Source organism: Microbacterium sp. X-17 (assembly GCF_039615055.1).
On record NZ_JBDHNI010000006.1, the window covers coordinates 231,743 to 253,905 of the forward strand.

Here is a 22,163-nt window from a genome sequence, read left to right on the forward strand (position 1 = left end):
GATGAACTTCGCCGTCGACCTGAGCGCGATCGAGGCCACCGCGCTGGTCTCCGTGCGCATCCTGCTGTTCGTGCTGATCGCGCCGCCGTTCTCGTACCAGGCGTTCCCGCTGCAGATCAAAGGCATGCTCGCCGTCCTGCTCGGGATCGTCGTCGCGCCGCAGGCCGCCCAGCACTACTCCCCCGGCTCGACCGGCCAGTTCCTGATCGACTTCGTCGGCGAGGCCGCGACCGGGGCCGTCCTCGGCTTCCTCGTCTACCTGGTGTTCGCAGCGATCGAGTCCGCCGGGTCGCTGCTGGACTTCTCCGGCGGCCTCCAGGCGGCGCAGCAGTACGACCCGGCCGCCGACATCAACGCCGCCCAGTTCTCCCGGCTGTTCCAGATGACCGCGCTGGCGCTCCTGTTCGTCAGCGACGGCTACCAGCTCGTGCTCGGCGGCCTGGTCCGCTCGTTCACGGCGGTGCCGCTGACGATGTCGGTCGATTGGAGGTCGATCATGCAGACCCTGTCCGGGTCGGTCACCCAGATGCTGCTCGCCGCGCTGCAGATCGCCGGTCCGATCATGGCCGTGCTCTTCGTGGCGAACGCCGCGCTCGGCCTGCTCTCCCGGGTGGCCCCGGCGCTCAACGTGTACTCGCTCGGGCCGCCCGCGCTCGTCCTGCTCGCCGTCGTGCTGTGCGCGCTCGGGATCATCGCGCTCCCGATGATCGTGCAGGCGCTTGCCGGGCAGGCCGTCCACGCGATCGGGGGTCCCTGATGTCCGCACAGGAACGCACCGAGCAGGCCACCGAGAAGCACCTCAAGTCGGTGCGCTCGAAGGGACGGCTGCAGAAGGCCCGCGACCTGCCCGCGTGGCTCTCGGTCGGCGTCGCCACGGCGCTGATCCCGATGGTCATCGCCAGCGCGCAGCAGGCCGCCGAGTCGCAGATCTTCGCGTTCCGCGACATCATCCGCGACCCGACGCCCGCGAGCGCGCTCGCCGCGCTCGGCACGGGTCTCCTGTCGGTGCTCGGGACGGTGTGGCCGCTGCTCGTCGTGGTGGCGCTGACGATCATCGCCGCGACGGCCGCGCAGGGCGGCATCCATCTCAAGAAGCTCACGCCGCACTTCGAGCAGTTCGACCTGCTCAAGGGCATCCGCAACATGTTCGGCGCGCGCAGCGCGTGGGAGCTCGGCAAGACGCTCGGCAAGGCCGCCCTCGTCGGGATCGGGCTGTACGTGGTCATCCAGGGACTGATCCCGCTCGTGCTCCAGACCGGAGGGCTCTCCGTCCCCGCGCTCGTCGCCACCGCGCAGGGCTCGATGGGCTCGCTGCTCCAGCTCGCCATCGGCGGCGGCCTGCTGTTCGCGGCCATCGACCTCGTCGTGGTGCTGCGCCGCAACCGCACAGCGAGCCGGATGACCAAGCGCGAGGTCAAGGACGAGCACAAGAGCGCTGAGGGCGACCCGATGATCCGCGCGCAGCGCCGCAGCCGGCAGCTCGCCATGAGCCGCAACCGCATGATCGCCGCCGTCGCCGACGCGAGTGTGGTGCTGGTCAACCCGACGCACGTCGCCGTCGCCCTGAAGTACGAGCCGGGAGCGTCCGCGCCCAAGGTCGTCGCGAAGGGCGCGGACCTGATCGCGGCCCGCATCCGCGAGGAGGCCCTGGCGAAGGGCGTCCCGATGGTCTCCGACGTCCCCCTCGCCCGCGCGCTGCACGCCGCCTGCGACCTCGGTCAGGAGATCCCGGCCGAGTTCTTCACCCCGGTCGCCCACGTGCTCGCGTTCGTCATGGCGCTGAAGCGCCGCGGCGGCTCGCTCACCGACATCCATACCCTCCCCGCGGCCCAGCGGGCGCGCACTCAGATCGACAGCAGGAGGCTGGTCCACTCGTGAAGAACAAGAACCTGTCGCTCCTGGCCGTGCCGATCGGCGTCGTCGGCATCGTCCTCCTGCTCGTCGTCTCGATCCCGGCCTGGCTGCTGGACACGCTCATCGTGGTCAACATCGCCTTCGCGCTCGTCGTGCTGCTGACCACGATGTTCGCGCGCAAGCCGCTCGACTTCTCGGTCTTCCCGTCGCTGCTGCTCATCGCCACCCTCTTCCGGCTGGGGCTCAACGTCGCCTCCACCCGGCTCGTCCTCGGCCAGGGCTACGCCGGCCAGGTGATCGAGACGTTCGGCAACGTCGCGGTCGGCGGCAACATCATCATCGGCGCGGTCGTGTTCCTCATCCTGGTGGTCATCCAGTTCGTGGTCATCACGAAGGGCGCCGAGCGCGTCGCGGAGGTCGGCGCCCGGTTCACGCTCGACGCGATGCCCGGCAAGCAGATGGCGATCGACGCCGACCTCAACGCCGGGCTGATCACCAACGCCCAGGCCAGGGAGCGCCGGGCGGAGGTCGCGGCCGAGTCGGACTTCTACGGCGCGATGGACGGCGCCTCCAAGTTCGTCAAGGGCGACGCGATCGCCGGCATCCTCATCATCGTCATCAACGTGATCGGCGGCATCGGCATCGGGATGCTGCAGAACGGCATGCAGATCACCGACGCGCTGAACAAGTACACGCTGCTCACCATCGGCGACGGCCTCACCGCGCAGATCCCCGCGCTGCTCATGGCGGTGTCCACCGGCATGATCGTCACGCGCTCCGGAGCGGACTCCGACATGGGCTCGCAGGCCGGCGCGCAGCTCACGCAGTCCCGGGTCGCGCTGGCCATCTCGGCCTCCGCGGCCATCGCGCTCTCACTGATCCCGGGCATGCCGATGATCCCGTTCCTCGCGGTCGGCGGCATCCTGATCTGGGCCTCGCAGCGCATCAAGGCCCGCGCGACCAAGGCCGCGGCCGAGGCGCGCGCGAAGGCCGTGGCCGAGAAGACGACAGGGGCGAGCGACACCACCGACGACCTCCTGGAGCACATGCGGGTGCACCCGCTGGAGATCCAGCTCGCCACCGACCTGATCGACATCGTCTCCGGAGGCTCCGACGACCTGCTCGGCCGGGTGCGCGCGCTCCGGCGCAAGCTGGCGATCGAGCTCGGCATCGTCGTCCCGCCGGTGCGGACCCGCGACAACGGCGAGCTCCCGTCGGCAACGTATTGCATCACGGTGGCCGGCGTGGAGGTCGGGCGTGGCCAGGCGCCGCGCGGCAAGGTGCTCGCCCTCGGCGACGACCTCACCGCGCTCGCCGGAGTCGACACGATCGAGCCGGTGTTCGGGCTCCCCGCCAAGTGGATCGCCGCCGAGCTGCGCTACACCGCCGAGCTGTCCGGCGCCACGGTCATCGACCGCGTCTCCGTCGTCGTCACGCACCTCTCGTCGGCGGTCACCGCCAACGCCGCGCGACTGCTGTCCCGCGAGGACGTGCGCGTGCTCACCGAGGGCGTGAAGCGGGTGAACCCCTCCGCCGTCGACGAGCTCGTGCCCGCGCTGCTCAGCCTCGCGGAGGTGCAGCGCGTCCTGCAGGGGCTGCTCTCCGAGCGCGTGCCGATCAACGACCTCGCCCGCATCTACGAGGCGCTCACCCTCCGCGCGAAGGTCTCGCTCGAACCGGAGGGCCTGGTCGAGGCGGCCCGGCTCGCGCTCGGCGCCGCGCTCTCCAACCCCTACGTGGACGACGGCACCCTCCGCGTCATCACCCTCGAGCCGATGCTGGAGCAGGCGATGCTGGAGGGCCAGCGCCAGACCGAGTACGGCTCGCAGCTCGTGCTCGATCCCCCGGTGCTGGAGCAGGTCCTCACCGAGGTCCGCTCCGCCGCCACCGAGCACGAGGGCGCGGTGCTCGTCTGCGCGCCGCAGTTGCGCCCCGCCGTCCGCCGGCTGATCGCCGCGCAGGCTCCCGCCCTCCCCGTCCTGTCCTACAACGAGGCCACCACCTCCCCGGCGCCCATCGAAACGATCGGAGTAATTCGAATTGTCACCCCGACTCTGGCCTCATAACGCCTGGCGTCCGAAGAAGGACCTCCACGAGCTCGCACCGTCCGACGTCATCGCCGGCCTGCTCGCCGACGCCGACGAGCAGGAGGTCCGCTTCCAGCACGCGAGCACCTCCTCGCAGTTCGAGGAGGTCATGGAGGAGATCATCGCCGAGACCGAACCCGAGGCGCTCGCTCCCGACCGGTACCTTCCCGTGCCGGTGGAGCCGACGACCATCGTGCTCGATCCCGCGCCGGTGCCCTCCCCCACCCGCCGACCGGAGCGCTTCGAGGAGCCGGCCCGCCCGGCACCCCGGCTGGCCACGAACCCGGGCGACCTCGTCTTCGTCTTCGGCCTCCGGGAGGACGCCCTGACCGTCGCGCACGCGATGGCGCTGGCCACCCCCGCGATCGAGGTGGCCGTCGCCGGAACGGTCGGACGCACCGGCTCCCGTCACGTCGGCGGCCGCCGCGAGGCCCTGCAGGCACGGGCCGACGGCGTCCGGCGTAACGGCTCGACCATCGTCGCGATCGGCGTCGGCGAAGCCCCGGCCGACGCCGCCCGGTATGCCGGCATCCTCCACGACGTGGTCCCCGACCAGGTCTGGATCGCGGTCGACGTCACGCGCAAGCCGGAGGACACCCGGGTCTGGGCGAACCTGGTCGCGGAGGCCGGCGCCGGTGTCGACGCCATCGCCGCGATCGGCGTCGCGTACACGACGACGCCGGACTCGACCTCCTTTTTGGGGGTACCGGTCGGGTGGAGTGACCGCTGAGTTTCTCCACCTGTGGATAACTCTGTTGAAAACGGGTGGAACAACTGCCTCCAGATGTGGAGGACACGCCCGAGATTGGAGGGCTCTCAGATTGCCGTTCAGGATGATCCAGGCTCTGATCTGCATTTTCTCTGAAGCCCTCGGGAATTCGAAGAGACCTTCGAAATTACATCCTCGTAATTCACACAGTGTGAAACCCTGTGGATGATCATGTGTGAAACACCCCCGGCTTAGGGTGGTACGTGCCCATTTTCGCCCAGCTCGCGCCGACCCTCCTAGGGGTCGCCGTGCTCGCGCTGCTGGCGACCGCGGTCCTGGCGGCGTACCGTGTCCCGCACCGCTGGGCCCCGGCCCTCGCGATCCTCCGCGGGGCGGCCCAGCTCGCGATCATCAGCGTGGTCCTCGCCGGCGTCATCACCGATCCGGTCTGGGTCGCGCTGGCCCTCCTGATCATGTTCGGCGTCGCGGCGGCGACCGCTACGCGCCGCATCGGCTGGTCGGGGGAGCACGCACTGATGATGGGGACCGCGATGCTCACCGGCGTGGTCGTCTCCTTCTCGGTGGTCTTCCTCACCGGCGCGATCGAGTTCTCCTCCCGGTACGCGCTCGCCATCGGCGGCATCGTCATCGGCAACTCGATGAGCATCGCGACGCTCTCTGGCCGTCGGTTCACGGAGGCGGTCGACGATCACTGGGACGAGGTGGAGGGCTGGCTCGCGTTGGGCGCGACGCCGCGGCAGTCGACCCTGGAGCAAGCGAGGGGAGCGGTGTACTCGGCGCTGATCCCGTCCGTCGACCAGACGAAGACGACGGGGCTTGTCACGCTGCCCGGCGCGTTCGTCGGCGCGATCTTCGGCGGGGTCTCACCGCTGGAGGCTGGCCGGTTCCAGGTGGTCGTGCTCGCGGCGATCATGGCGGCCGGGTCGATCACCGCGGTGATGGTCGCGGCCTGGCTCGCGCCGGTGCGGGTCCGCCCGGCGCGGCTGCGCTGACCGCGAGATCCGGCGGCCGGATGGGGGAGTGGGAGACGGGTCGCGTGCCCGATAGGCTGGATCAATGCTGGTATTGACCCGGAAGGTCGGCGAGCGCGTGCTCATCGGGGACGACATCGTCGTCACGATCCTCGACGTCCGCGGCGACGGCGTGCGGGTCGGCATCGAGGCTCCGCGCGGCATCCGCATCCAGCGCGACGAAGTGGTCAAGGCCGTCACGGAGGCGAACAGGGAGGCGACCGCCCCGGCCGTCGGCCCGGACGACGCCGAGACGCTCATCAAGCGGTCGCTCGGGCTCTGACGGCCCTCACGATGACCCGCGGGTAGCGTCCACTCAGCGCGTCCGCCACCGGGTGCGGTTTCACCCTTTCGCTCGCGTCCGCGGCCCTCCGGGCGCCCTCCCCTGCGTGCGCGTTCACCCGTTCGAGCCCGCTCGCTCTCTCGTGGGCGTTCTCCGCGTTCGATCGTCGCGCGCTCCTATCCTGCAGTGTGAGATTGAAATACTCCGGGATTCAGGGTTCCACCACCATGAAGGTGGTCGCCGCGACGATCTTCCTGGCGGTGAGCACGGGACTCGCCTGGCTCTGGTGGTACGCGGGAGGACCCGGCTGGTACGGGATCGCCGTCACCGTGCTGCTCGGGACGAAGCTGCTGCTGTCGTGGCTCCACCGCCCGGGGACCGTGCGCACTGCGGGGGAGCGGAGTGTCCTCGACGGCCTCCGGGTCGGGGTCGCGATCCCGATGTACAACGAGGACCCGCAGATGCTGCGGGCGAGCCTGGCGTCGCTGCTGGCGCAGACGCGACCCGTGCAGAGCATCGTCGTGGTCGATGACGGCTCGCAGGACGGGGCGGCCCTGCACGAGGCCCGGAGCTGGATCCCGTCGTTCGCCGAGCGCGGCATCGACCTCCGGGTGGTCGAATTCGCCGTGAACCGGGGCAAGCGCGAGGGCCTGGTCGCGTGCCTCGACCTCCAGCCGGACGCCGACCTCCTGCTCTGCGTGGACTCCGACACCGTGCTGGACGAGCGCGCGGTCGAGAACGCGATCATCCCGTTCGTGAACGAGCGGGTGAAGGTGGTGACGGGACTCGTGCTGGCGCTCAACTACCGCACCAACCTCCTGACCCGGCTGACCGACCTGCGCTATGCGAACGCGTTCCTGTACGAGCGCGGCGCGTACTCGACGCTGCGCTCGGTGTTGTGCGCCTGCGGCTCGCTGGCCGTCTACCGCACCGAGGTGATGCGCGCCTACCGGGAGGACTTCCTCACGCAGACCTTCCTCGGCGCTCCCGCGGTCTTCGGCGACGACCGCCGGCTCACCAACTACGGCCTGCTGGAGGGCGACGCGCTCCTGCAGCCCTCCGCCGTGGCCTACACGGCGGTCCCGGAGCGGCTCGGCCACTACGCCCGGCAGCAGATCCGCTGGAACAAGTCGTTCTTCCGCGAGTCCCTCTGGGTGCTGCGGTCGATGTCGCCGCGGAAGACGGCCTTCTGGCTCACGGCTGTCGAGCTCGTCACCTGGGTGGTGTTCTCGATCGCGATCATGCACGCGCTGGTGGTGGCGCCGATCCTGCACGGCAGCGCGCCCTTCCTCACCTACCTGCTGCTCGTCGCGCTGCTCGCCTACGCGCGCTCGATCCGCTACCTCGACATGGCGGGGACGGCGCGCAGCCTCCCGGTGCGGATCGGCGGCTTCGCGATGGCGCCGCTGTACGGGCTGCTGCACGTGTTCCTGCTGGTCTGGCTGCGGACGTACGCGTTGCTGACGCTGCGCCACGGCCGCTGGGGCACTCGTCGCGGAGTGGAGGTGACCCTCCCCGAGGAGCACCGGGTGGACGGCGCCGCCGGTCGCTGAGTCAGCGCCGCGGAGTCCAGCCCGGCGGGAGCGGGGACTCCAGCGCCGCGCGCTCGCGGTCGGCCTCCGCGGACCAGCCCTGCGCCGCGCCCTCGGCGTCGAAGCCGCCGCGCGCGACCCGGAAGCCGAGGTCCTCGTGCCGGGTCCGCGGCGACCCGCCGCGCCGCACCGACGCCCGCACGCTCCAGGCGTCGTCGGCGAAGCCTCCGCCGCGGAAGACCCGGTAGTCGTCGTAGCGCGCAGGGTCGAGGTAGTCCCAGCACCACTCCCACACGTTTCCGAGCGTGTCGAACAGGCCGTTGAGGTTGGGCAGCCTCCCGCCCACGTCATGCGGCGCGCTGAGCCCGTCGGCGCTGGTCCAGGCCACCTCGGCCAGCGGCCCGTAGTGCGGTCCGGTCGAGCCCGCCCGGCAGGCGTGCTCCCACTCGGCCTCAGTGGGGAGGCGGTAGCCGTCGGAGTCGACGTGCCAGGTGACGTCCTCGCCGTCGACGGAGTAGGCCGGGTCGAGGCCCTCCCACTCGGACGCCGCGTTACAGAACCGGATCGCGCGCAGCCAGCTCACCCCGGTCGCCGGCCGGCGGGGATGCGCCGCGGGCTCACCGATCAGCTCGGCGACCTGCTCCTCCGTCACCGGGAACACCCCGATCTCGAACGACTCCAGCTCCACCGTCCACCGCCGCTTGAGCCGGGCGTCGTGGAGCTGCACCGCGCCGGGCGGGATGTACGCCAGGTCGATGTCCGCGCCTTCCACGGGTCCCACCCTGGCACAAAGCGGCAGGGGTTACGCGATCCCGCCGCCGTCCGCGACGAGGGCGGTGCCGGTGACGTACGACGACTCGTCGCTGGCCAGCCACACGACCGCGGCCGCGATCTCGGACGGCTCGCCCATCCGGCGCAGCGGGCGGTCGGCGGCCTCCGCGAGGAAGGAGCCGGCCTCCTGGCCGAGCTGGCGGGCCTCGTCGCGCAGCATCCCGGTGTTGACGTCGCCCGGGTTGATGGAGTTGACGCGGATGCCCTGCGGGCCGTGGTCGATCGCCAGCGCGCGGGTCATGTTCACGACCGCGCCCTTGGAGGCGCAGTAGGAGATGGCCTGGCCGCCGCCCTTCAGGCCCCAGCCGCTGCCGGTGTTGATGATGGAGCCCTTCCCGGCCGCCGCCATGACCGGCACGACGTGCTTGCACATCAGGAAGACGCCGCGCACGTTGACGCCGAAGACGCGGTCCCATTCCTCGACGGTGGTCTCCACGGCCGTCGTGCGGCGGATGATGCCCGCGTTGTTGAACGAGACGTCGACACCGCCGAACGCCTCCACCACGGTGGCGACCACACGCTCCACGTCGGTCTCGGCGGACACGTCGGCGCCGAGCGCGATCGCCTCGCCGCCGGCCGCCCGGATCTCGGCGGCGACGGCCTCGGCGGCCTCCAGCTGCAGATCGACGACGGCGACGCGCGCGCCCTCCGCCGCGAAGGCGAGGGAGGTGGCGCGGCCGATGCCGCCTGCCCCTCCGGTGACGATGGCGGACTTGCCGGCTAGACGCATTCGGGTTCTCCTTCGATGGGGGCCGCCGAGGCGGCACTGACAGGGTAGAGGCTCGCGGTGGCGGGCCCGGTGGTCACGCGGACGTGACCGGCCAGCCGCAGGTCGAGAGCCGGGTCGCCGGTGTCGACCAGGAGCGGCCGGCCGGCGAGGTCGAAGAGTTTCTGCTCGGTGGCGACCACGAGTAGGGGAGCGGCGCCCAGCGCGGCGATCACGCGCGCGGAGAGCTGCTGGTTGCCGCGGCCGAGCAGGAAGCCCTGGCCGCCGATGACGGTCACGACCGCCTGGGCCTCGTGGCCGGTGACGGCGTCGTGCGCCTGCTGTTCCGTGATGTCCCGGGCGAGCAGCCGGCCGTCCTCGACGAGGTCGACGCCGAGGGGGGAGGTGTCCAGTCCGAGCAGGCGACCGAGCTCGGCGGTGGTGCCGCCAGGGCCGAGGAGATAGCGGACGCCGGGGCGCATCATGCCGGCGGCGCCCGAGACGGCGCGGCGGACGGCCTCCCTGGCGCTCGCCGGGGTGGACGCCTTGCGCGCCTGGGTGCGCCCGGCGGCGACGGGGACCGGGACCAGCGCGAACAGGCGCGGATCGGGACGGCCGGCGCGCAGCAGCGCCTCGTCGAGGTCGAGCACCTCTGCCTCCGCGGTGGGAAGGGGGGAGCGGGTCCAGTCGGCGGCGAGGGCACCGGCCGCGGCGGGGGAGACGGCGAAACAGCCGGAGTACATCTTGACCCCCGCCGGGATGCCGAGGACGGGCGAGCCGGCCGGGAGGCCGCGAGCGACATCCCTGGCCGTGCCGTCGCCACCGGCGAACAGGATCAGGGACGCGCCCGCGGCCCGCAGCGCCGCCGCCGCCCGAGCCGTGTCATCCTCGTCCGTGGCCGTCGCGGGGTGGCGCGGCGTGTATGCCACACGGGGAATGAGTCCGACGGCGCGCACGGCGTCCTCCCCGAGCGCGCCGGACGCGGTGAGCACCTCGGCGCCGGGATGCGCGGACGCCAACACGAGCAGCGCCTCCACGGTCCGCTCGCCGGCGCGGGGCCGGCCGCCGCGGCGCAGCGCCTCCCGCTGCACCGCGACGCCGTCGCTGCCGGCGAGCCCGGCCGGGCCGCCGACCCCCGCGACGGGGTTCACGATGAGACCGATCGTCACACGACCGCTTCTTCCAGCACGGGCGCGACAGCGGCGACACCCGAGCCGTCGCCGAAGTGCTTGCGCCGGTAGGCGCGCCAGGTCACCGCCCAGCGTTCCGGGTCGTCCAGGTCGTCGTGGTGGGTGTGGTGCACGGTCTGGTTGTGCGGCGCGGAGCGGACGACCTCCGGGGTCTCCCGCGCCTCGCGGGCCACCTCTGCGAGCACCCGCGCGTACTCCTCCAGCTCCGCCTTCGAGTACGACTCGGTCGGCTCCAGCGTGAACGGCTGCGGCACCACGTACGGGTGGTGGCTCGTCCAGTAGTGCATCCCGAAGTCGGCCGCGCGGATGCCGATCTCCTCCGAGCTGATGCCGGTCTCCTCGAAGAGCTCCTGCCAGGAGTAGCGCACCTGCTCGATGCGGCGACGGCCCTCCGCATAGGGAGCGCTGGCGCCCGGGATGTCGAGCACGAGCTTCATCAGGTAGTTGTTGTTGAGCACGGCGGTCTCCGCGACCGCGCGCAGGCCCGGCGCCCCGAGCGCGCGGAGCCAGGCGTACGTGCGCACGATGTTCGGGATGACGCCGTAGAAGGGCGCGACCGAGCCGATCGACTGCGGCCGGTCCGCGTCGAGCACGTAGCGGTCGCCCACCTTCTCGACCACCGGCCCCGGCAGGAACGGCGCGAGCGCCTCCGACACCGCGTTGGCGCCGGAGCCGGGGCCGCCGCAGCCGTGCGGCGTGCCGAAAGTCTTATGCAGGTTGAAGTGGCAGACGTCGAACCCGGCGTCGCGGGCGCGGGTGATGCCCAGGATGCCGTTGGCGTTCGCCTGGTCGTAGGACGCCAGTGCGCCCACCGAGTGCGCCAGCTCGACCCACTCGCGGATGCGCGGGTTGTAGATGCCGGTGTCCTCGGGGTTGGTGACCATGATCGCGGCCGTGCGCTCGGAGAGGGCAGCACGCAGTGCCTTCACGTCGGGGTAGCCGTCGGCGTCGGGGAAGATCGTGATGACTTTGTAGCCGGCCATCTTGGCGGCGGCGGCGTTGGACGGGTGCGAGAAGATCGTCGTGATCACCTCGTCGCGCTGCTCCGCCTCGCCGCGGGACGCGTGGTACGCGCGGATCATCGAGATGTTCGCCCAGATCGCCTCCGAGCCGCCGCTGGTCTGCAGCGAGACGCGGCTCATTCCTGAGATCTCCGCGAGCATCCGCTCGGTGCGCCAGACGATCTCCAGCACGCCCTGCGCCGTCTCCGGGTCCTGCAGCGGGTGCAGCTCGGTGAGGTCGGGTGTGCGGATGATCGCCTCGTTCACCTTCGGCGCGTACTTCATCGTGCAGGTGCCCTGGCCCACGTCGACGTTGAGGTCGGCGCCGAGGTTCTCCTGGCTGAGCCGGAGGTAGTGCTTGAGCACGCGCATCTGGCCGAGCTCCGGAAGAGCGGGGGCGGAGGCGCGGCGCAGGGAGGCCGGAAGCTCGGCCACCACATCGCCGACGGCGGCGCGGACGACGTCCTCGGTGCGCGACGGGATCACGCCGCGCTCACCCGGCGTGTGCAGCTCGAAGACGATCGGCTCGTCCCAGCGGGCCTGGTGGAAGCGCCGCAGTGCGGGCTTGGGGGCGACGGGGAGCGTCATCGTGCGTTCTCCTTCAGGGCGGCGCCGAACGCGGCGGCGAGGTCGTCGATGTCGGTCTGGGTGTTCTGCTCGGTGACGCATACCAGGAGGCGCATGTCATCCAATGCGAGGCCCGGCTCGAAGCCGCGGGCACGCAGGGCGGTGACGATCTCGGGGGCGGTAAGGGAGGCCGCGGACACGTCGAGGACGAACTCGCGGAAGTGCACGGCGCGGTCGGCGGCGGTCACTCCCGGCACCGCGGTGAGCACGTGGCGCGCATATGCCGTTCGGGACATGAGTGTGTCGCCGAGCTCGGTCATCCCCTGCGGGCCCATCAGCGCGAGGTACACGCCGGCGGCGATCCCCCACAGCGCGGCGGCCGTGCCGACCCACTCCTTGCCCTCCTCGCGCAGCGCGAACGAGGTCCGGTCGTAGGCGACGTCGCCGAAGCCGTACTCGCCGGGGACGTCGGTGGACTCCAGCCCGAACAGCCGCGACGGCATCTCCATCACGAAGCGGGTGTCGTCCCGGACGGCGATGAAGCCGGCGTGCGCGCCGCCGAACCACGGATGGAGGCCGAGCGACTGGATGTCGCCGTGCACGATGTCCGCGCCGAGGTCGGCGGGGGAGGCGAGCACGCCGAGCCCGATCGGGTCCGTGCCGGCGACCAGCACCGCGCCCGAGGCGTGTGCGGCGTCCGCCAGTTCGGCGACCGCGGTCTCCAGGGCGCCGTGGAAGCTGGGCGTCTCGATCCAGACCGCCGCGGTGTCCGGCCCGATGAGGGCGGAGGCCGCCGCGACGTCGGCCACGCCGTCCACGGTCGGGACGATGGTGAGGTCCGCAACGGGCAGCAGGTAGTCGCGCACCTTCGACAGCTTGTCCGGGTGGGCATCGCTGACGAGCAGGATGCCGCGACGGCCGGTGATGCGGGTCGCCATTGCGAGCGCAGTCGCCGCCGCCTGGTAACCGTCATAGGTGGGTACATTCACGACGTCGAGGTTCAGCAGCTCGCCCATCAGCGACTGGTACTGGAACAGCGCCTGGAACCGGCCGTGGTCCTCGTACGGCTCGCCCGCGTACGCGGTGAGGAACTCGCTGCGGTTGATCACCTCGTCCACGACGGCGGGCACCGCGTGGTTGTAGGTGCCCGCGCCGAGGAAGAGACGGCCGGGCTCCACCGCGCGGTTGCGCCGCAGCAGCCCGCCGACGTGGCGGACCAGATCCTGCTCCGCGATCAGCGGCTCCGGGAGGTCGAGGTCGCGGCCGAGCCGCAGGTCCGCCGGGACGTCGGCGTAGAACTCCTCGACGGAGGCCGCGCCGACCGCGTCGAGCATCGCCTGCCGCGACTCGGGCGCCGTGTTCGGCACATACGGATGGACGAAGGGGTGGGTCATGCTTGCCTCTCGCTGTCGGTGCGGTTCGGGTGCTGGATCACGGCGACGCCGAACGGGTCGAGCGGCAGCCCGTCGCCGGAGGCTGCGCCGGTGAGCAGGTCGGTGCCGCCCGGGATGGGCGGAGCCGTCCGCGTCTCCCGGCCGTGGTTGAGCACGAAGGTGAAGTCGGTGGCGCCGTCGGTGCGGGTGACGACCTCCAGTGCGGTGTCCGGCTCGCGGGTGGCCACGCCGGCGGCGGCGAAGACCGCGGAGAGCACGGCGCGCATCCCCGCGTCGTCCAGTCCGGTGGCCAGGTACCAGGCGGCGCCGGCGCCGTACGCGCGGCGGGTGAGTGCGGGGAGGCCGGCGAGGTCGCCGTCCGCGAACCGCGCGAGGACCTCGGTGCCGGGGGCGGTCTCGATCCACTCGCCCCACACGCGGGAGGAGTGGACGGCTCCGCCCAGCTCGACCGTGCGCTGCGCGCCGTCGGCGAGCGGCCACCACTCGTCCACCTCCACGCCCAGGAGGTCGCGCAGCGGTCCGGGGGCGCCGCCCTCGTGCACCTGCTCGCGGTGGTCCACCACGCCGGAGAACGGCCCGACGACCACGTGGCCGCCGGCGGCGACGAACGCGCTCAGCGCCTCGGCCTGCTCGGCGGTCGCCGCGTAGAGGTTGGGGACGAGCACCACGCGGTGCGACCCGAACGGGCCGGCCGCCCGGGCGACATCCACCGGCTGGCCGAGCGCGAACGCCGCGGCGTGCCAGGCGCGCGCCTCGGTCAGCCAGTCGAGGCGCTGCGACGGCATCGACTCGGTCTGCGACACTCCCCACCAGGCGTCCCAGTCGGCCACCAGGGCGACGGAGGAGCGGACACGGGTGCCGCGAACGGCCTCCAGCTTCTTCAGCTCCGCGCCGAGTGCCTTCGACTCGCGGTAGCTGCGGCTGCGCTCGCCGGTGTGGCCGAGCATCGCCGAATGGAACTTCTCGGGCCCGAACTTCGCCTGCCGCCACTGGAAGAACATCACGCCGTCCGAGCCGTGCGCCACCGCCTGGAGGCTGCCGAGCCGCAGCTGCCCCGGCGCCTTCGGGACGTTGACGTCGCGCCAGCTCACCGCGCTCGGCGCCTGCTCCAGCAGCAGCCAGGGCCGGCCGTCCTTCAGGCTGCGCATCAGCCCGTAGTTGAGCGCGGCGCCGACATGCGCGTGCGGGTCGGCGGGGTCGGGGTACGCGTCGTCGGTGACCAGGTCCTCCGCGTCGGCGAAGTCCCAGTAGTCGAGCTCGCGGAACAGGCTCATGAAGTTGGTGGTCACCGCGATCTCGGGCGTGACCTCCCGCAGCACGTCGACCTCGGACTGGAACAGCTCCAGGAGGGCGTCGGAGGAGAACCGCTCGAAGTCCACCACCTGCGCGGGGTTGATCGGCCCGGTCGCCGTGCGCGGCGGCTCGATCTGGTCGAAGCTCAGGTAGTGCTGGCCCCAGCAGCTTGTGCCCCAGGCCTCGTTGAGGCCGGCGATGTCCCCGTAACGGGCCTCCAGCCAGCGGCGGAAGTGCCGTGCGGACTCCGGGCACCAGCAGCGCGCGACGTGGTCGCCGTACTCGTTGGAGACGTGCCAGAGCGCGAGCGCGGGATGGTCGCCGTAGCGCTCGGCGAGGGCGCGCGTGAGCCGGAGGGCGGCCTCCCGGAACACCGGAGAGCTCGGGCAGTACGACTGGCGCGACCCGAACTCGAGCCGCACGCCGTCGGCGTTCCAGGGCAGGACCTCGGGGTGTTCGCGCACGAGCCACGCGGGCGGGGTCGCGGTCGCGGTGGCCAGGTCGACCGTGATGCCGGCTGCCCAGAGGAGGTCGATGATCCGGTCGAGCCCGGCGAAGTCCCAGCGTCCGGGCTCCGGCTCCAGCAGCGGCCAGGAGAACACCGGCAGCGTGACGATGTTGACGCCGGCCTCCACCATGAGGCGCACGTCCTCCGCCCAGACCTCTTCGGGCCACTGGTCGGGGTTGTAGTCGCCGCCGTAGGCGAGCGCGTCGAGCCGGATGCTCCGGGGCTCGGGGATCGTCATCGGTCTCCTTGTGTTCTCTGCCGTGTCGACTGTATTCTGTATACAGTAACGCTAAAGGGATCGAAGCGATGGGTCAACCCCTAAGCTGGCGACCACGAGTCCGGCCGGGAGGGTCACATGGCGATCGAACGCAAGAACCTGCGTTCACAGGTGCGCGAGGAGCTGATCGCGCGAATGCGCGCCGGCGAAGTCCGCCCGGGGGAGAGCATCAACGAGGTCCAGCTCGCCGCCGAGCTCGGCGTCTCCCGCACCCCGCTGCGCGAAGCCCTGATCGCCCTGGAGTCGGAGGGCCAGATCGAGAGCGAGAACGGCAAGGGCTTCCGCTTCGTCCCGCTCAGCGCCCAGGAGTTCGAGGACCTCTGCCCGATCATCGTCACCCTGGAGGGCCTGGCGCTCGACCTGTCCCCGGTGGACGAGCTCGCCGCCCTCGGCCAGCGCCTCGCCGCCCTGGCCGCCGCCTTCTCGGACGACGTCGCCCAGCACGCCGTCGTCAACCGCAAGGACGACGAGTGGCACAACCTCATGCTGAGCGCCTGCCCCAACCGCAAGCTCCTGGAGCAGATCGCCCAGGTCCGCAGCGCCATCCACCGTTACGAGAGCCTCCTCGTCGGCGACGACGTGCTCGTGGAGCGCTCGGCCGAGGAGCACGCGCAGATCGCCCGGCACCTGGTCGAGCGCGACGTCCCGGCTGCGAAGGCAGCGCTCGCGGAGAACTGGACGAACGGGATGCGCCGGCTGCTCGCGGACGCCGGGATCAAGTGGGAGCGGCTGAGCTGACCCGCGCCGGATAGCGTGGGGGCATGGAGGTCGTCACCAGCCCAGCGTCCGCACCCGCCCACCGCACCGGAAGCACGGTCCTCACCCTCCTCGGCCCCGACGGCTCGCCGCTCGCCGACCGCGAGGTGACCGTCGAGCAGCGCTCGCACGCGTTCGGCTTCGGCAACATCGGCTTCGACTTCGTCGAGCACGGCACCGCGGACGCCGAGCCGTGGCTGCGGCTGTTCAACCAGGCGACGCTGCCCTTCTACTGGGGCACCTACGAGCCCGAGCGCGGCCGCACGCGTGCGGCCCGCCTCCACGAGACCGCCGCCTGGCTGGTCGGGCAGGGCGTGCGGGTGAAGGGTCACCCTCTGGTCTGGCACACCGTCCAGCCCGACTGGCTGATGGAGGCCGGCGGCGACGACGAGGTGGAGCGGCTGCTGCGCGCGCACGTGCGCGAGGTCGTCGCGGATTTCGCCGACGTCATCCAGCTCTGGGACGCGATCAACGAGACCGTCATCATGCCGGTCTTCGCCAACGGCGCCAACGCGATCACCCCGCTCGCCGCGGCCCGCGGCCGGCAGCACCTGATCCGGCTGGCCTTCGAGGAGGCGCGCGCCGCGAACCCGGACGCGACGCTCGTCATCAACGACTTCGACCTCTCGCCGGACTACGAGCGGGTGATCGAGGAGGCGGTCGCCGGCGGTGTGCGCATCGACGCGATCGGCCTCCAGACCCACATGCACCAGGGCTACCGCGGCGAGGAAGAGATCCTGGCGATCGTGGACCGCTTCGCCCGGTTCGGCCTCCCGCTGCAGCTCACCGAGACGACGTTCGTCTCCGGCCACCTCATGCCGCCCGAGATCGAGGACCTCAACGACTACCGGATCGACTCCTGGCCGACCACGCCCGAGGGGGAGGCCAGGCAGGCCGACGACATCGAGCGCCACTACCGCTCGCTGTTCGGCCACCCCGCGGTCGAGTCGGTCACCTACTGGGGCTTCTCGGATGCCGGCGCGTGGCTGGGCGCGCCGTCGGGGCTCGTGCGTGCCGACGGGTCGCCGAAGCCGGCGTATGAGGTGCTGGACCGGCTGGTCCGCGACGAGTGGTGGACGGCTCCGACCCGCGTCCGCACCGACGACGCCGGCCGCCTCCGCGTGGAGGGCGTCGCCGGCGCCTACCGCGCCACCGCCACCGGCACCACCACCGCCTCCTTCGAAATCGCGCGCGGCGAGGATTCGGCACAAATGGTCACTCTCGACGCGTGATAACCGCCATTCAGCACAAATCTCAGCCGCTGACCTGCACCGCCAGGTCCACGAACAGCGCCGCGGACCACCCGAAGGCGGTCGTCGCGCGCGGCGGCTTCGCCCCCGTCGACGGGTTGTAGTACTCGTGGGGCCCGCCGCCGTGCATGACCAGGCGCAGCGTCTCCTCCACGAGCGCCCGCGACCGCTCCTGGTGGCCGGAGACCGCGAGGCCCTCCGCGAGGAGCGCGTTGACGTTGACCCAGACCGGGCCGCGCCACATCCGCTCGTCCGAGAATGACGGCTCCCGCCGCGCCACGGTCGGCACGCTCCAGGTGGTCGCGAAGCGCGTCGGGTCGTCCAGGGCGGCGAGGATGCCGGCCACGTACCGGCCGGGCAGGCGCCCGGTGAGCAGCGGCAGCAGCGACACGGCAGTCTCGGCGTTGACCGGCGCCCCGGCCCCGTACGAGCGGAAGTAGCCCGCCGACTCGTCCCACATCGCCTCCAGCAGCGCGAGGGTGCGCGACGCCCGCGAGGCGTGCCGCGCAGCGCCGTCCGCATCCCCGACCGCCCGTGCGCGCCCGGCCAGCAGGTCGTCCTGCAGGATCAGGTAGGCGGCGAGGTCGGGGGAGGCCACCGGCAGCTCGGCGTCGAACACCGGGCTGTCATCGAGGCCCGAGGAATACGGGTGGCCGTACTCCGGCATTCCGTCGCCGTCGAGGTCGGAGTGCGCGAACCACCAGTCCTGGCTGCGGGCCACCGCCTCCCAGGCGCTGTCGAAGAACGCCGGGTCGTCCACGTAGCCCTCCAGTCGGCGCAGCGCCCACGCGGCGAGCGGCGGCTTGGTCAGCGGGATGGGCGCGGTCGGGTCGGCGATCGCCGAGCCCGCGCGGCGCAGGTTCTCGCGGTCGCCCGGCGGGAGGTCGTCGCTCGACGCGAGGATGCCCTCGTCGTGCACGACGTCCGGGAGCTGCCCGTCCGCCCCCGGGAACCCGAACGCCAGCTCGAGCTGCTCGCGCGCCAGGTCGGGGTCGCCGTGCCGCAGGCCGGAGGCGATGAAGTAGGCGTCCCACTGCCAGAGGCCGACGTAGCCGATCTTCGACGGCACGACGGCGCGGGCGCCGCGGCCCGGGAGCGACACGATGTTGGCCCCGAGAACCCACCAGCAGAACGCGGTCATGTCGGCGAGGTCCGCCCGGACGGCGGGCGTGCGGGCGAGCCAGTCGTCCCAGACCGCCGCGGTCGCCGCGAGGGCGCCGTCCTGCGCGGACCCGCGCGCGACTCCGTCGGAGGTGATCCGCACGGTGCCGTCCGCCGAGGAGAGCACGGCGGGCGCGTCGCCCGACGGGAGGTCGAGCTCCACCGCCCAGTCCCCGTCGCCGCCGATGCTCAGCGCTGTCGGCCCGTCGAAGGTCAGCGTCACGTCGCCGAACGAGATGCGGTCGGGATGCACCGCGGAGACCGGCACCGCCCGCCCGGCGCCGTCGAGCACCCGCAGCGTGCGCACAAGCACGCAGTCGTCCAGGTCGCGCTCGTACTCCGCGAGCCGCACCGTCAGAGCGTCCGGCAGCCCTGCGTCCCGGAACACCAGGATGCGCGACCCCGGCAGTGTGAACGGCGCCGACACCAGATCGAGGAACGGCGAGACCCGCTCGGCGGCCTCGCGCGCGGTCCCGGCAGCGACCTCGCTCACCGGCCGCCCAGTCCCGACGCCGCCATGCTGTTCAGGATGCGCCGCTGGCCGATCACGAACGCGATCAGCATCGGGATGGTGGCGATGGCCGACGCCGCCATGATCAGCCCGTAGTTCACCGATCCGAACTGTCCGCGGAAGCTCTGCAGCAGCAGCGGCACCGTGAACAGGTCCTGCGTGTTGAGGATGACCAGCGGCAGCAGGAAGTTGTTCCAGGTGCTGAGCGCCACGATGATCGCCAGCGCGCCGAGCCCCGGCTTCAGGTTGGGAAGGATGATGCTCCAGAAGATCCGCCACCGCCCGGCGCCGTCGACGATCGCGGCCTCCTCCAGCTCCTTCGGCAGCGACAGCACGAACTGGCGCATCAGGAACACCGCGAACGGGTTCGCGAGCGCCGCCGGCACGATCAGCGCGAGGTGGGAGTCCACCCAGCCGAGCTTCGCCATCAGGAAGTAGAAGGGGATCAGCGTGACCTGCATCGGGATCATCTGCGTCGCCAGGAAGACGACGAACAGCACCCGGCTGCCGCGGAACGGGATGCGTGCGAACGCGTACCCGGCCATTGCGGCGGTGATCAGGGTGCCCGCGACGACGAGCACCGCGATGTAGATGGTGTTCCAGTAGGCGGTGCCGAACGGCACGTCGTTCCAGGCGTCCACGTAGTTCTGCAGCGTGAACGGCTGCGGCCAGAAGCTCAGCGGGTCGTTGAGCAGCTGCGGGAGCGACTTGAACGAGGTGACCAGCATCCAGAGGAACGGGAACACCATCGCGATGCCGCCGGCGAGCAGCACGACGTGGAGGACGGTCGTGCGGGCGCGCGCGGCACCGCGGCCGGTGCGGGGCGCCCGAGGAGCGGAGGCCGGCGGGGCCGTGGCCGGGGTGGGCGTCCGGAGCTCTGCGGTGGTCATGCTGCACCATCCTCGTAGTGGACGAACTTCTTCTGCGCGGTGAACTGGATGCCCGTGATGATCAGCGTGATGACCAGCAGGATGATGGAGGCCGCGCTCGCGGGACCGAACTGGAACTTCCCGAAGCCCAGGTCGTAGATGTGGTAGACGATCGTCCGGGTCGCGTTGTCCGGTCCGGCGTTCGCCGTGAGGATGAACACGGTGTCGAAGGTCTGCAGCGAGCTGATGAACGCGATGACCGTCGAGAAGAAGATGATCGGCGAGAGCAGCGGTAGCCGCACCCGGAAGAAGAGGGTGAGCGCGCCGGCGCCGTCGAGCCGGGCGGCCTCGATGACCGCCGGCGAGATGTTCTGGAGGCCGGCCAGGAAGATGATCACGTTGAGGCCGACCGACGACCAGATGGTCACGATGCACACCGCGAGCAGGGCCAGGTGCGGGTCGCCCAGCCAGTCCGGCGGCGCGATGTGGAAGACGGAGGCGATGAAGCCGCTGATCACGCCGTCCTTGCGGAAGAGCTGCTGCCAGATCATGGCGACCGCGACCGACGAGGTGACGACCGGCGCGAAGAACAGGATGAGGTAGAGCGTGCGCGTCTTCAGCCGTTCGAGCGCGACGGCGAGCACGACCGCGAGCCCGAGACCGATCGGCACCGTGATGAGGGCGATCAGGAGCGTGTTGAGGATGGCCCTCCCGAACAGCGGGTCGGTCAGCTCGGTCCTGAAGTTGTCGAAGCCGACCCAACTCAGGTCGTTGAGGCCGTCCCAGTGCGCGAAGGCGAGCACCATGCTCGCCACGAATGGCACGACGACGAAGAGCGCCATCCCGAGCAGCTGCGGGCCGACGAAGACGTAGCCCCAGCGCCGGTCGCGACGCCGCCAGGCGGACTCCGTACGGAGCCCGCCCGGCGAGACGGGGGTGACCTCGGCCTCGGTGACCACGGCCGCTTCTCCCAGTGCGCTCACGTCCGTCGCCTCACTTGCCGCCGGTCTTGTCGGCGATCATCTTCGCGACGTCGTCGAGGGTGGCCTGCGTGGACTCCTTGCCCTGGTACAGCGCCAGCATCTTGTCGCTGATGTCGCTGGAGAGCCCGGGCACGGAGGCCTCGGTGGTCGGGTCCTCGAAGCCGATGTCGCGCATGTCGAGCAGCGTCTGCGCGTGGGCCGGGTAGCCGTCCAGGACGACGGAGTCGGCGCCCTTGATGGACGGGACCGCGTTGCCGCCGCCCTTCAGGCGGAAGGTCTGCCCTTCGGCGGAGAGGAAGTTCGTCCAGAACGTGAACGCGGCGTCCTGGTTCTTCGTCTTGGCGTTGATCGCGAGGTAGCTGACCGCGACGCCGGTCGGGGCGGCCTTGCCGGTGGGCGTCGGCCACGGCGCGACGTCGTAGTTCTCCGGGTCGCCTGCGGCCTTCACGGTGCCGATCGTGTAGCGGCCCTGGACGAAGAAGCCCGCCTTGTGGGTGACGAACACGCTGTCGGCGCCGGCGCCCTCCGGGAGGGTGTCCGCGACGACGAAGGTGCCGTTCTGGAAGTTCTTGGCCAGCACGTCCATCGCCTTGACGCTGGTCGGGTCGGTGTTGGCGACGAACTTCCCGCTGGAGTCGAAAGCCTTCCCGCCCTGCGAGGAGATCCAGCCGTAGTGGGTGGACCAGTAGTTCCAGAACATCGACCCGGTCAGCCCGGCCTTGTGGAGCTTCTCGTTCATGTCGAGGAAGGCCGCGGTCGTCCACTTGCCCTCGGCGGCGAGCTTCGCCGGGTCCTCGGTGACGCCGGCCTTCTTCAGCGCGGCCTTGTCGTACCAGAGGGCGTCCGGGTTGGAGTCGTTGGGCGCCGCGTAGAGCTCGTCGCCCTTCTTGGTGGCGCCGAACAGGCCCTGCGCGAAGTCGGCCGGCTTGGTCTTGCTGGCCGAGGAGTTCATCAGCGCGTTCAGCGGCAGCAGCGCCTTGGAGTTGACGAACTGCCCGATCTTGTCGTCGCCGATGTAGAAGACGTCGGGGGCGGTGCCGGAGGCGAGCTGGGCGAGCAGCTTGGTGTGGTAGTCGCCGTAGTCGGCGACCGGCTGCAGCACGACCTTGATGTCGGGGTGCTGCTTCATGAACTGGGTGTCGAATTCCTTGTACCGGGTGAGTTCCTCGGGGGTTCCCCAGGTGGACCAGACGACGGTCTTGGTGCCGGATCCGCCGTTGCCGGAGCAGGCGGCGAGTCCGAGAGCCAACGCGGCGGCCGCCGTGATGGCCAGCGCCCTTCTCACCTTTGAGTCGACGCGAGACATGAGTACCTCGTTCCTTGAGAGTCTCTGCTGTGGGGTGGTGCTGTGGGATCGGGTGGAGCTTCGA

At 71.3% G+C, this 22,163-nt stretch carries 19 protein-coding genes; 9 read left to right on the forward strand and 10 right to left on the reverse strand.

Annotation, left to right across the window (positions count from 1 at the left end):
• The first annotated feature begins 1 nt into the window (after position 1).
• The 7 genes from ABCS02_RS27255 to ABCS02_RS27285 all read left to right on the forward strand — a co-directional run bounded on the left by ABCS02_RS27255 (position 2) and on the right by ABCS02_RS27285 (position 7,517).
• Entirely contained in the window at positions 2-757 is a 756-nt protein-coding gene (locus ABCS02_RS27255) for a flagellar biosynthetic protein FliR (protein WP_345838841.1), read from the forward strand.
• On the forward strand, positions 757-1,878 hold the full coding sequence (locus ABCS02_RS27260; protein WP_345838842.1) for an EscU/YscU/HrcU family type III secretion system export apparatus switch protein: 1,122 nt from the start codon (positions 757-759) through the stop codon (positions 1,876-1,878). Before ABCS02_RS27255 ends, ABCS02_RS27260 begins: the two co-directional genes overlap by 1 nt.
• The gene (locus tag ABCS02_RS27265; protein ID WP_345838843.1) at positions 1,875-3,920 is read left to right on the forward strand and encodes a flagellar biosynthesis protein FlhA; all 2,046 of its coding nucleotides are present in this window, start codon (positions 1,875-1,877) and stop codon (positions 3,918-3,920) included. Before ABCS02_RS27260 ends, ABCS02_RS27265 begins: the two co-directional genes overlap by 4 nt.
• The gene (locus ABCS02_RS27270; protein WP_345838844.1) at positions 3,895-4,671 is read left to right on the forward strand and encodes a hypothetical protein; all 777 of its coding nucleotides are present in this window, start codon (positions 3,895-3,897) and stop codon (positions 4,669-4,671) included. The genes ABCS02_RS27265 and ABCS02_RS27270 overlap by 26 nt, the downstream gene beginning before the upstream one ends.
• Positions 4,672-4,913: 242 nt before the next feature.
• A complete protein-coding gene (locus tag ABCS02_RS27275; RefSeq protein WP_345838845.1) occupies positions 4,914-5,663 on the forward strand; it encodes an ABC transporter permease in 750 nt (249 codons plus the stop codon).
• 64 nt (positions 5,664-5,727) lie between these two features.
• Positions 5,728-5,964, forward strand: a complete 237-nt coding sequence (csrA, locus tag ABCS02_RS27280; protein WP_345838846.1) for a carbon storage regulator CsrA — start codon at positions 5,728-5,730, stop codon at positions 5,962-5,964.
• Positions 5,965-6,191: 227 nt separating this feature from the next.
• The gene (locus ABCS02_RS27285) at positions 6,192-7,517 is read left to right on the forward strand and encodes a glycosyltransferase (protein WP_345838847.1); all 1,326 of its coding nucleotides are present in this window, start codon (positions 6,192-6,194) and stop codon (positions 7,515-7,517) included.
• Position 7,518: 1 nt separating this feature from the next.
• On the opposite strand, the gene ABCS02_RS27290 is transcribed toward ABCS02_RS27285, so the two are convergent.
• The 6 genes from ABCS02_RS27290 to ABCS02_RS27315 are packed head-to-tail and all read right to left on the reverse strand — an operon-like array spanning position 7,519 to position 15,224.
• Positions 7,519-8,268 (reverse strand): formylglycine-generating enzyme family protein, encoded by a 750-nt coding sequence (locus ABCS02_RS27290; protein ID WP_345838848.1) that lies wholly within the window; start codon positions 8,266-8,268, stop codon positions 7,519-7,521.
• 30 nt (positions 8,269-8,298) lie between these two features.
• Positions 8,299-9,057, reverse strand: coding sequence for an SDR family oxidoreductase (locus ABCS02_RS27295; RefSeq protein WP_345838849.1), 759 nt, complete (start codon positions 9,055-9,057; stop codon positions 8,299-8,301).
• A complete protein-coding gene (locus ABCS02_RS27300) occupies positions 9,048-10,202 on the reverse strand; it encodes an NAD(+)/NADH kinase (protein ID WP_345838850.1) in 1,155 nt (384 codons plus the stop codon). The genes ABCS02_RS27295 and ABCS02_RS27300 overlap by 10 nt, the downstream gene beginning before the upstream one ends.
• Positions 10,199-11,812: an aminomethyl-transferring glycine dehydrogenase subunit GcvPB gene (gene gcvPB / locus ABCS02_RS27305; protein WP_345838851.1), complete on the reverse strand. Its 1,614-nt coding sequence runs from the start codon at positions 11,810-11,812 to the stop codon at positions 10,199-10,201. The genes ABCS02_RS27300 and gcvPB overlap by 4 nt, the downstream gene beginning before the upstream one ends.
• On the reverse strand, positions 11,809-13,185 hold the full coding sequence (gcvPA, locus tag ABCS02_RS27310; RefSeq protein WP_345838852.1) for an aminomethyl-transferring glycine dehydrogenase subunit GcvPA: 1,377 nt from the start codon (positions 13,183-13,185) through the stop codon (positions 11,809-11,811). The genes gcvPB and gcvPA overlap by 4 nt, the downstream gene beginning before the upstream one ends.
• Entirely contained in the window at positions 13,182-15,224 is a 2,043-nt protein-coding gene (locus ABCS02_RS27315) for a beta-galactosidase (protein WP_345838853.1), read from the reverse strand. Before ABCS02_RS27315 ends, gcvPA begins: the two co-directional genes overlap by 4 nt.
• Positions 15,225-15,341: 117 nt before the next feature.
• Here ABCS02_RS27315 and ABCS02_RS27320 point away from each other — a divergent pair, with 117 nt between their 5' ends.
• The gene (locus ABCS02_RS27320; RefSeq protein ID WP_345838854.1) at positions 15,342-16,001 is read left to right on the forward strand and encodes a GntR family transcriptional regulator; all 660 of its coding nucleotides are present in this window, start codon (positions 15,342-15,344) and stop codon (positions 15,999-16,001) included.
• A gap of 23 nt (positions 16,002-16,024) precedes the next feature.
• Positions 16,025-17,251, forward strand: coding sequence for an endo-1,4-beta-xylanase (locus ABCS02_RS27325; protein WP_345838855.1), 1,227 nt, complete (start codon positions 16,025-16,027; stop codon positions 17,249-17,251).
• A 22-nt stretch (positions 17,252-17,273) separates the two neighbouring features.
• Here the strand turns inward: ABCS02_RS27325 and ABCS02_RS27330 are convergent, their stop codons facing one another.
• The 4 genes from ABCS02_RS27330 to ABCS02_RS27345 are packed head-to-tail and all read right to left on the reverse strand — an operon-like array spanning position 17,274 to position 22,099.
• Entirely contained in the window at positions 17,274-18,923 is a 1,650-nt protein-coding gene (locus ABCS02_RS27330; protein ID WP_345838856.1) for a hypothetical protein, read from the reverse strand.
• Positions 18,920-19,831, reverse strand: coding sequence for a carbohydrate ABC transporter permease (locus tag ABCS02_RS27335; protein WP_345838857.1), 912 nt, complete (start codon positions 19,829-19,831; stop codon positions 18,920-18,922). The genes ABCS02_RS27330 and ABCS02_RS27335 overlap by 4 nt, the downstream gene beginning before the upstream one ends.
• Positions 19,828-20,793 carry a sugar ABC transporter permease gene (locus ABCS02_RS27340; protein WP_345838858.1) on the reverse strand — a complete coding sequence of 322 codons (966 nt, stop codon included), beginning with the start codon at positions 20,791-20,793 and terminating at the stop codon, positions 19,828-19,830. Before ABCS02_RS27340 ends, ABCS02_RS27335 begins: the two co-directional genes overlap by 4 nt.
• A gap of 10 nt (positions 20,794-20,803) precedes the next feature.
• Positions 20,804-22,099, reverse strand: a complete 1,296-nt coding sequence (locus ABCS02_RS27345; RefSeq protein WP_345838859.1) for a sugar ABC transporter substrate-binding protein — start codon at positions 22,097-22,099, stop codon at positions 20,804-20,806.
• Between the last annotated feature and the right edge of the window lie 64 nt (positions 22,100-22,163).

Bases quoted from the DNA above. Each gene is read 5' to 3' on its own strand.
- ABCS02_RS27255 (WP_345838841.1), top strand. From the start codon at position 2: ATGAACTTCGCCGTCGACCTGAGCGCGATCGAGGCCACCGCGCTGGTC.
- ABCS02_RS27260 (WP_345838842.1), top strand. From the start codon at position 757: ATGTCCGCACAGGAACGCACCGAGCAGGCCACCGAGAAGCACCTCAAG.
- csrA (WP_345838846.1), top strand. From the start codon at position 5,728: ATGCTGGTATTGACCCGGAAGGTCGGCGAGCGCGTGCTCATCGGGGAC.
- ABCS02_RS27285 (WP_345838847.1), top strand. From the start codon at position 6,192: ATGAAGGTGGTCGCCGCGACGATCTTCCTGGCGGTGAGCACGGGACTC.
- ABCS02_RS27295 (WP_345838849.1), bottom strand. From the start codon at position 9,057: ATGCGTCTAGCCGGCAAGTCCGCCATCGTCACCGGAGGGGCAGGCGGC.
- gcvPB (WP_345838851.1), bottom strand. From the start codon at position 11,812: ATGACGCTCCCCGTCGCCCCCAAGCCCGCACTGCGGCGCTTCCACCAG.
- gcvPA (WP_345838852.1), bottom strand. From the start codon at position 13,185: ATGACCCACCCCTTCGTCCATCCGTATGTGCCGAACACGGCGCCCGAG.
- ABCS02_RS27315 (WP_345838853.1), bottom strand. From the start codon at position 15,224: ATGACGATCCCCGAGCCCCGGAGCATCCGGCTCGACGCGCTCGCCTAC.
- ABCS02_RS27320 (WP_345838854.1), top strand. From the start codon at position 15,342: ATGGCGATCGAACGCAAGAACCTGCGTTCACAGGTGCGCGAGGAGCTG.
- ABCS02_RS27325 (WP_345838855.1), top strand. From the start codon at position 16,025: ATGGAGGTCGTCACCAGCCCAGCGTCCGCACCCGCCCACCGCACCGGA.
- ABCS02_RS27335 (WP_345838857.1), bottom strand. From the start codon at position 19,831: ATGACCACCGCAGAGCTCCGGACGCCCACCCCGGCCACGGCCCCGCCG.
- ABCS02_RS27345 (WP_345838859.1), bottom strand. From the start codon at position 22,099: ATGTCTCGCGTCGACTCAAAGGTGAGAAGGGCGCTGGCCATCACGGCG.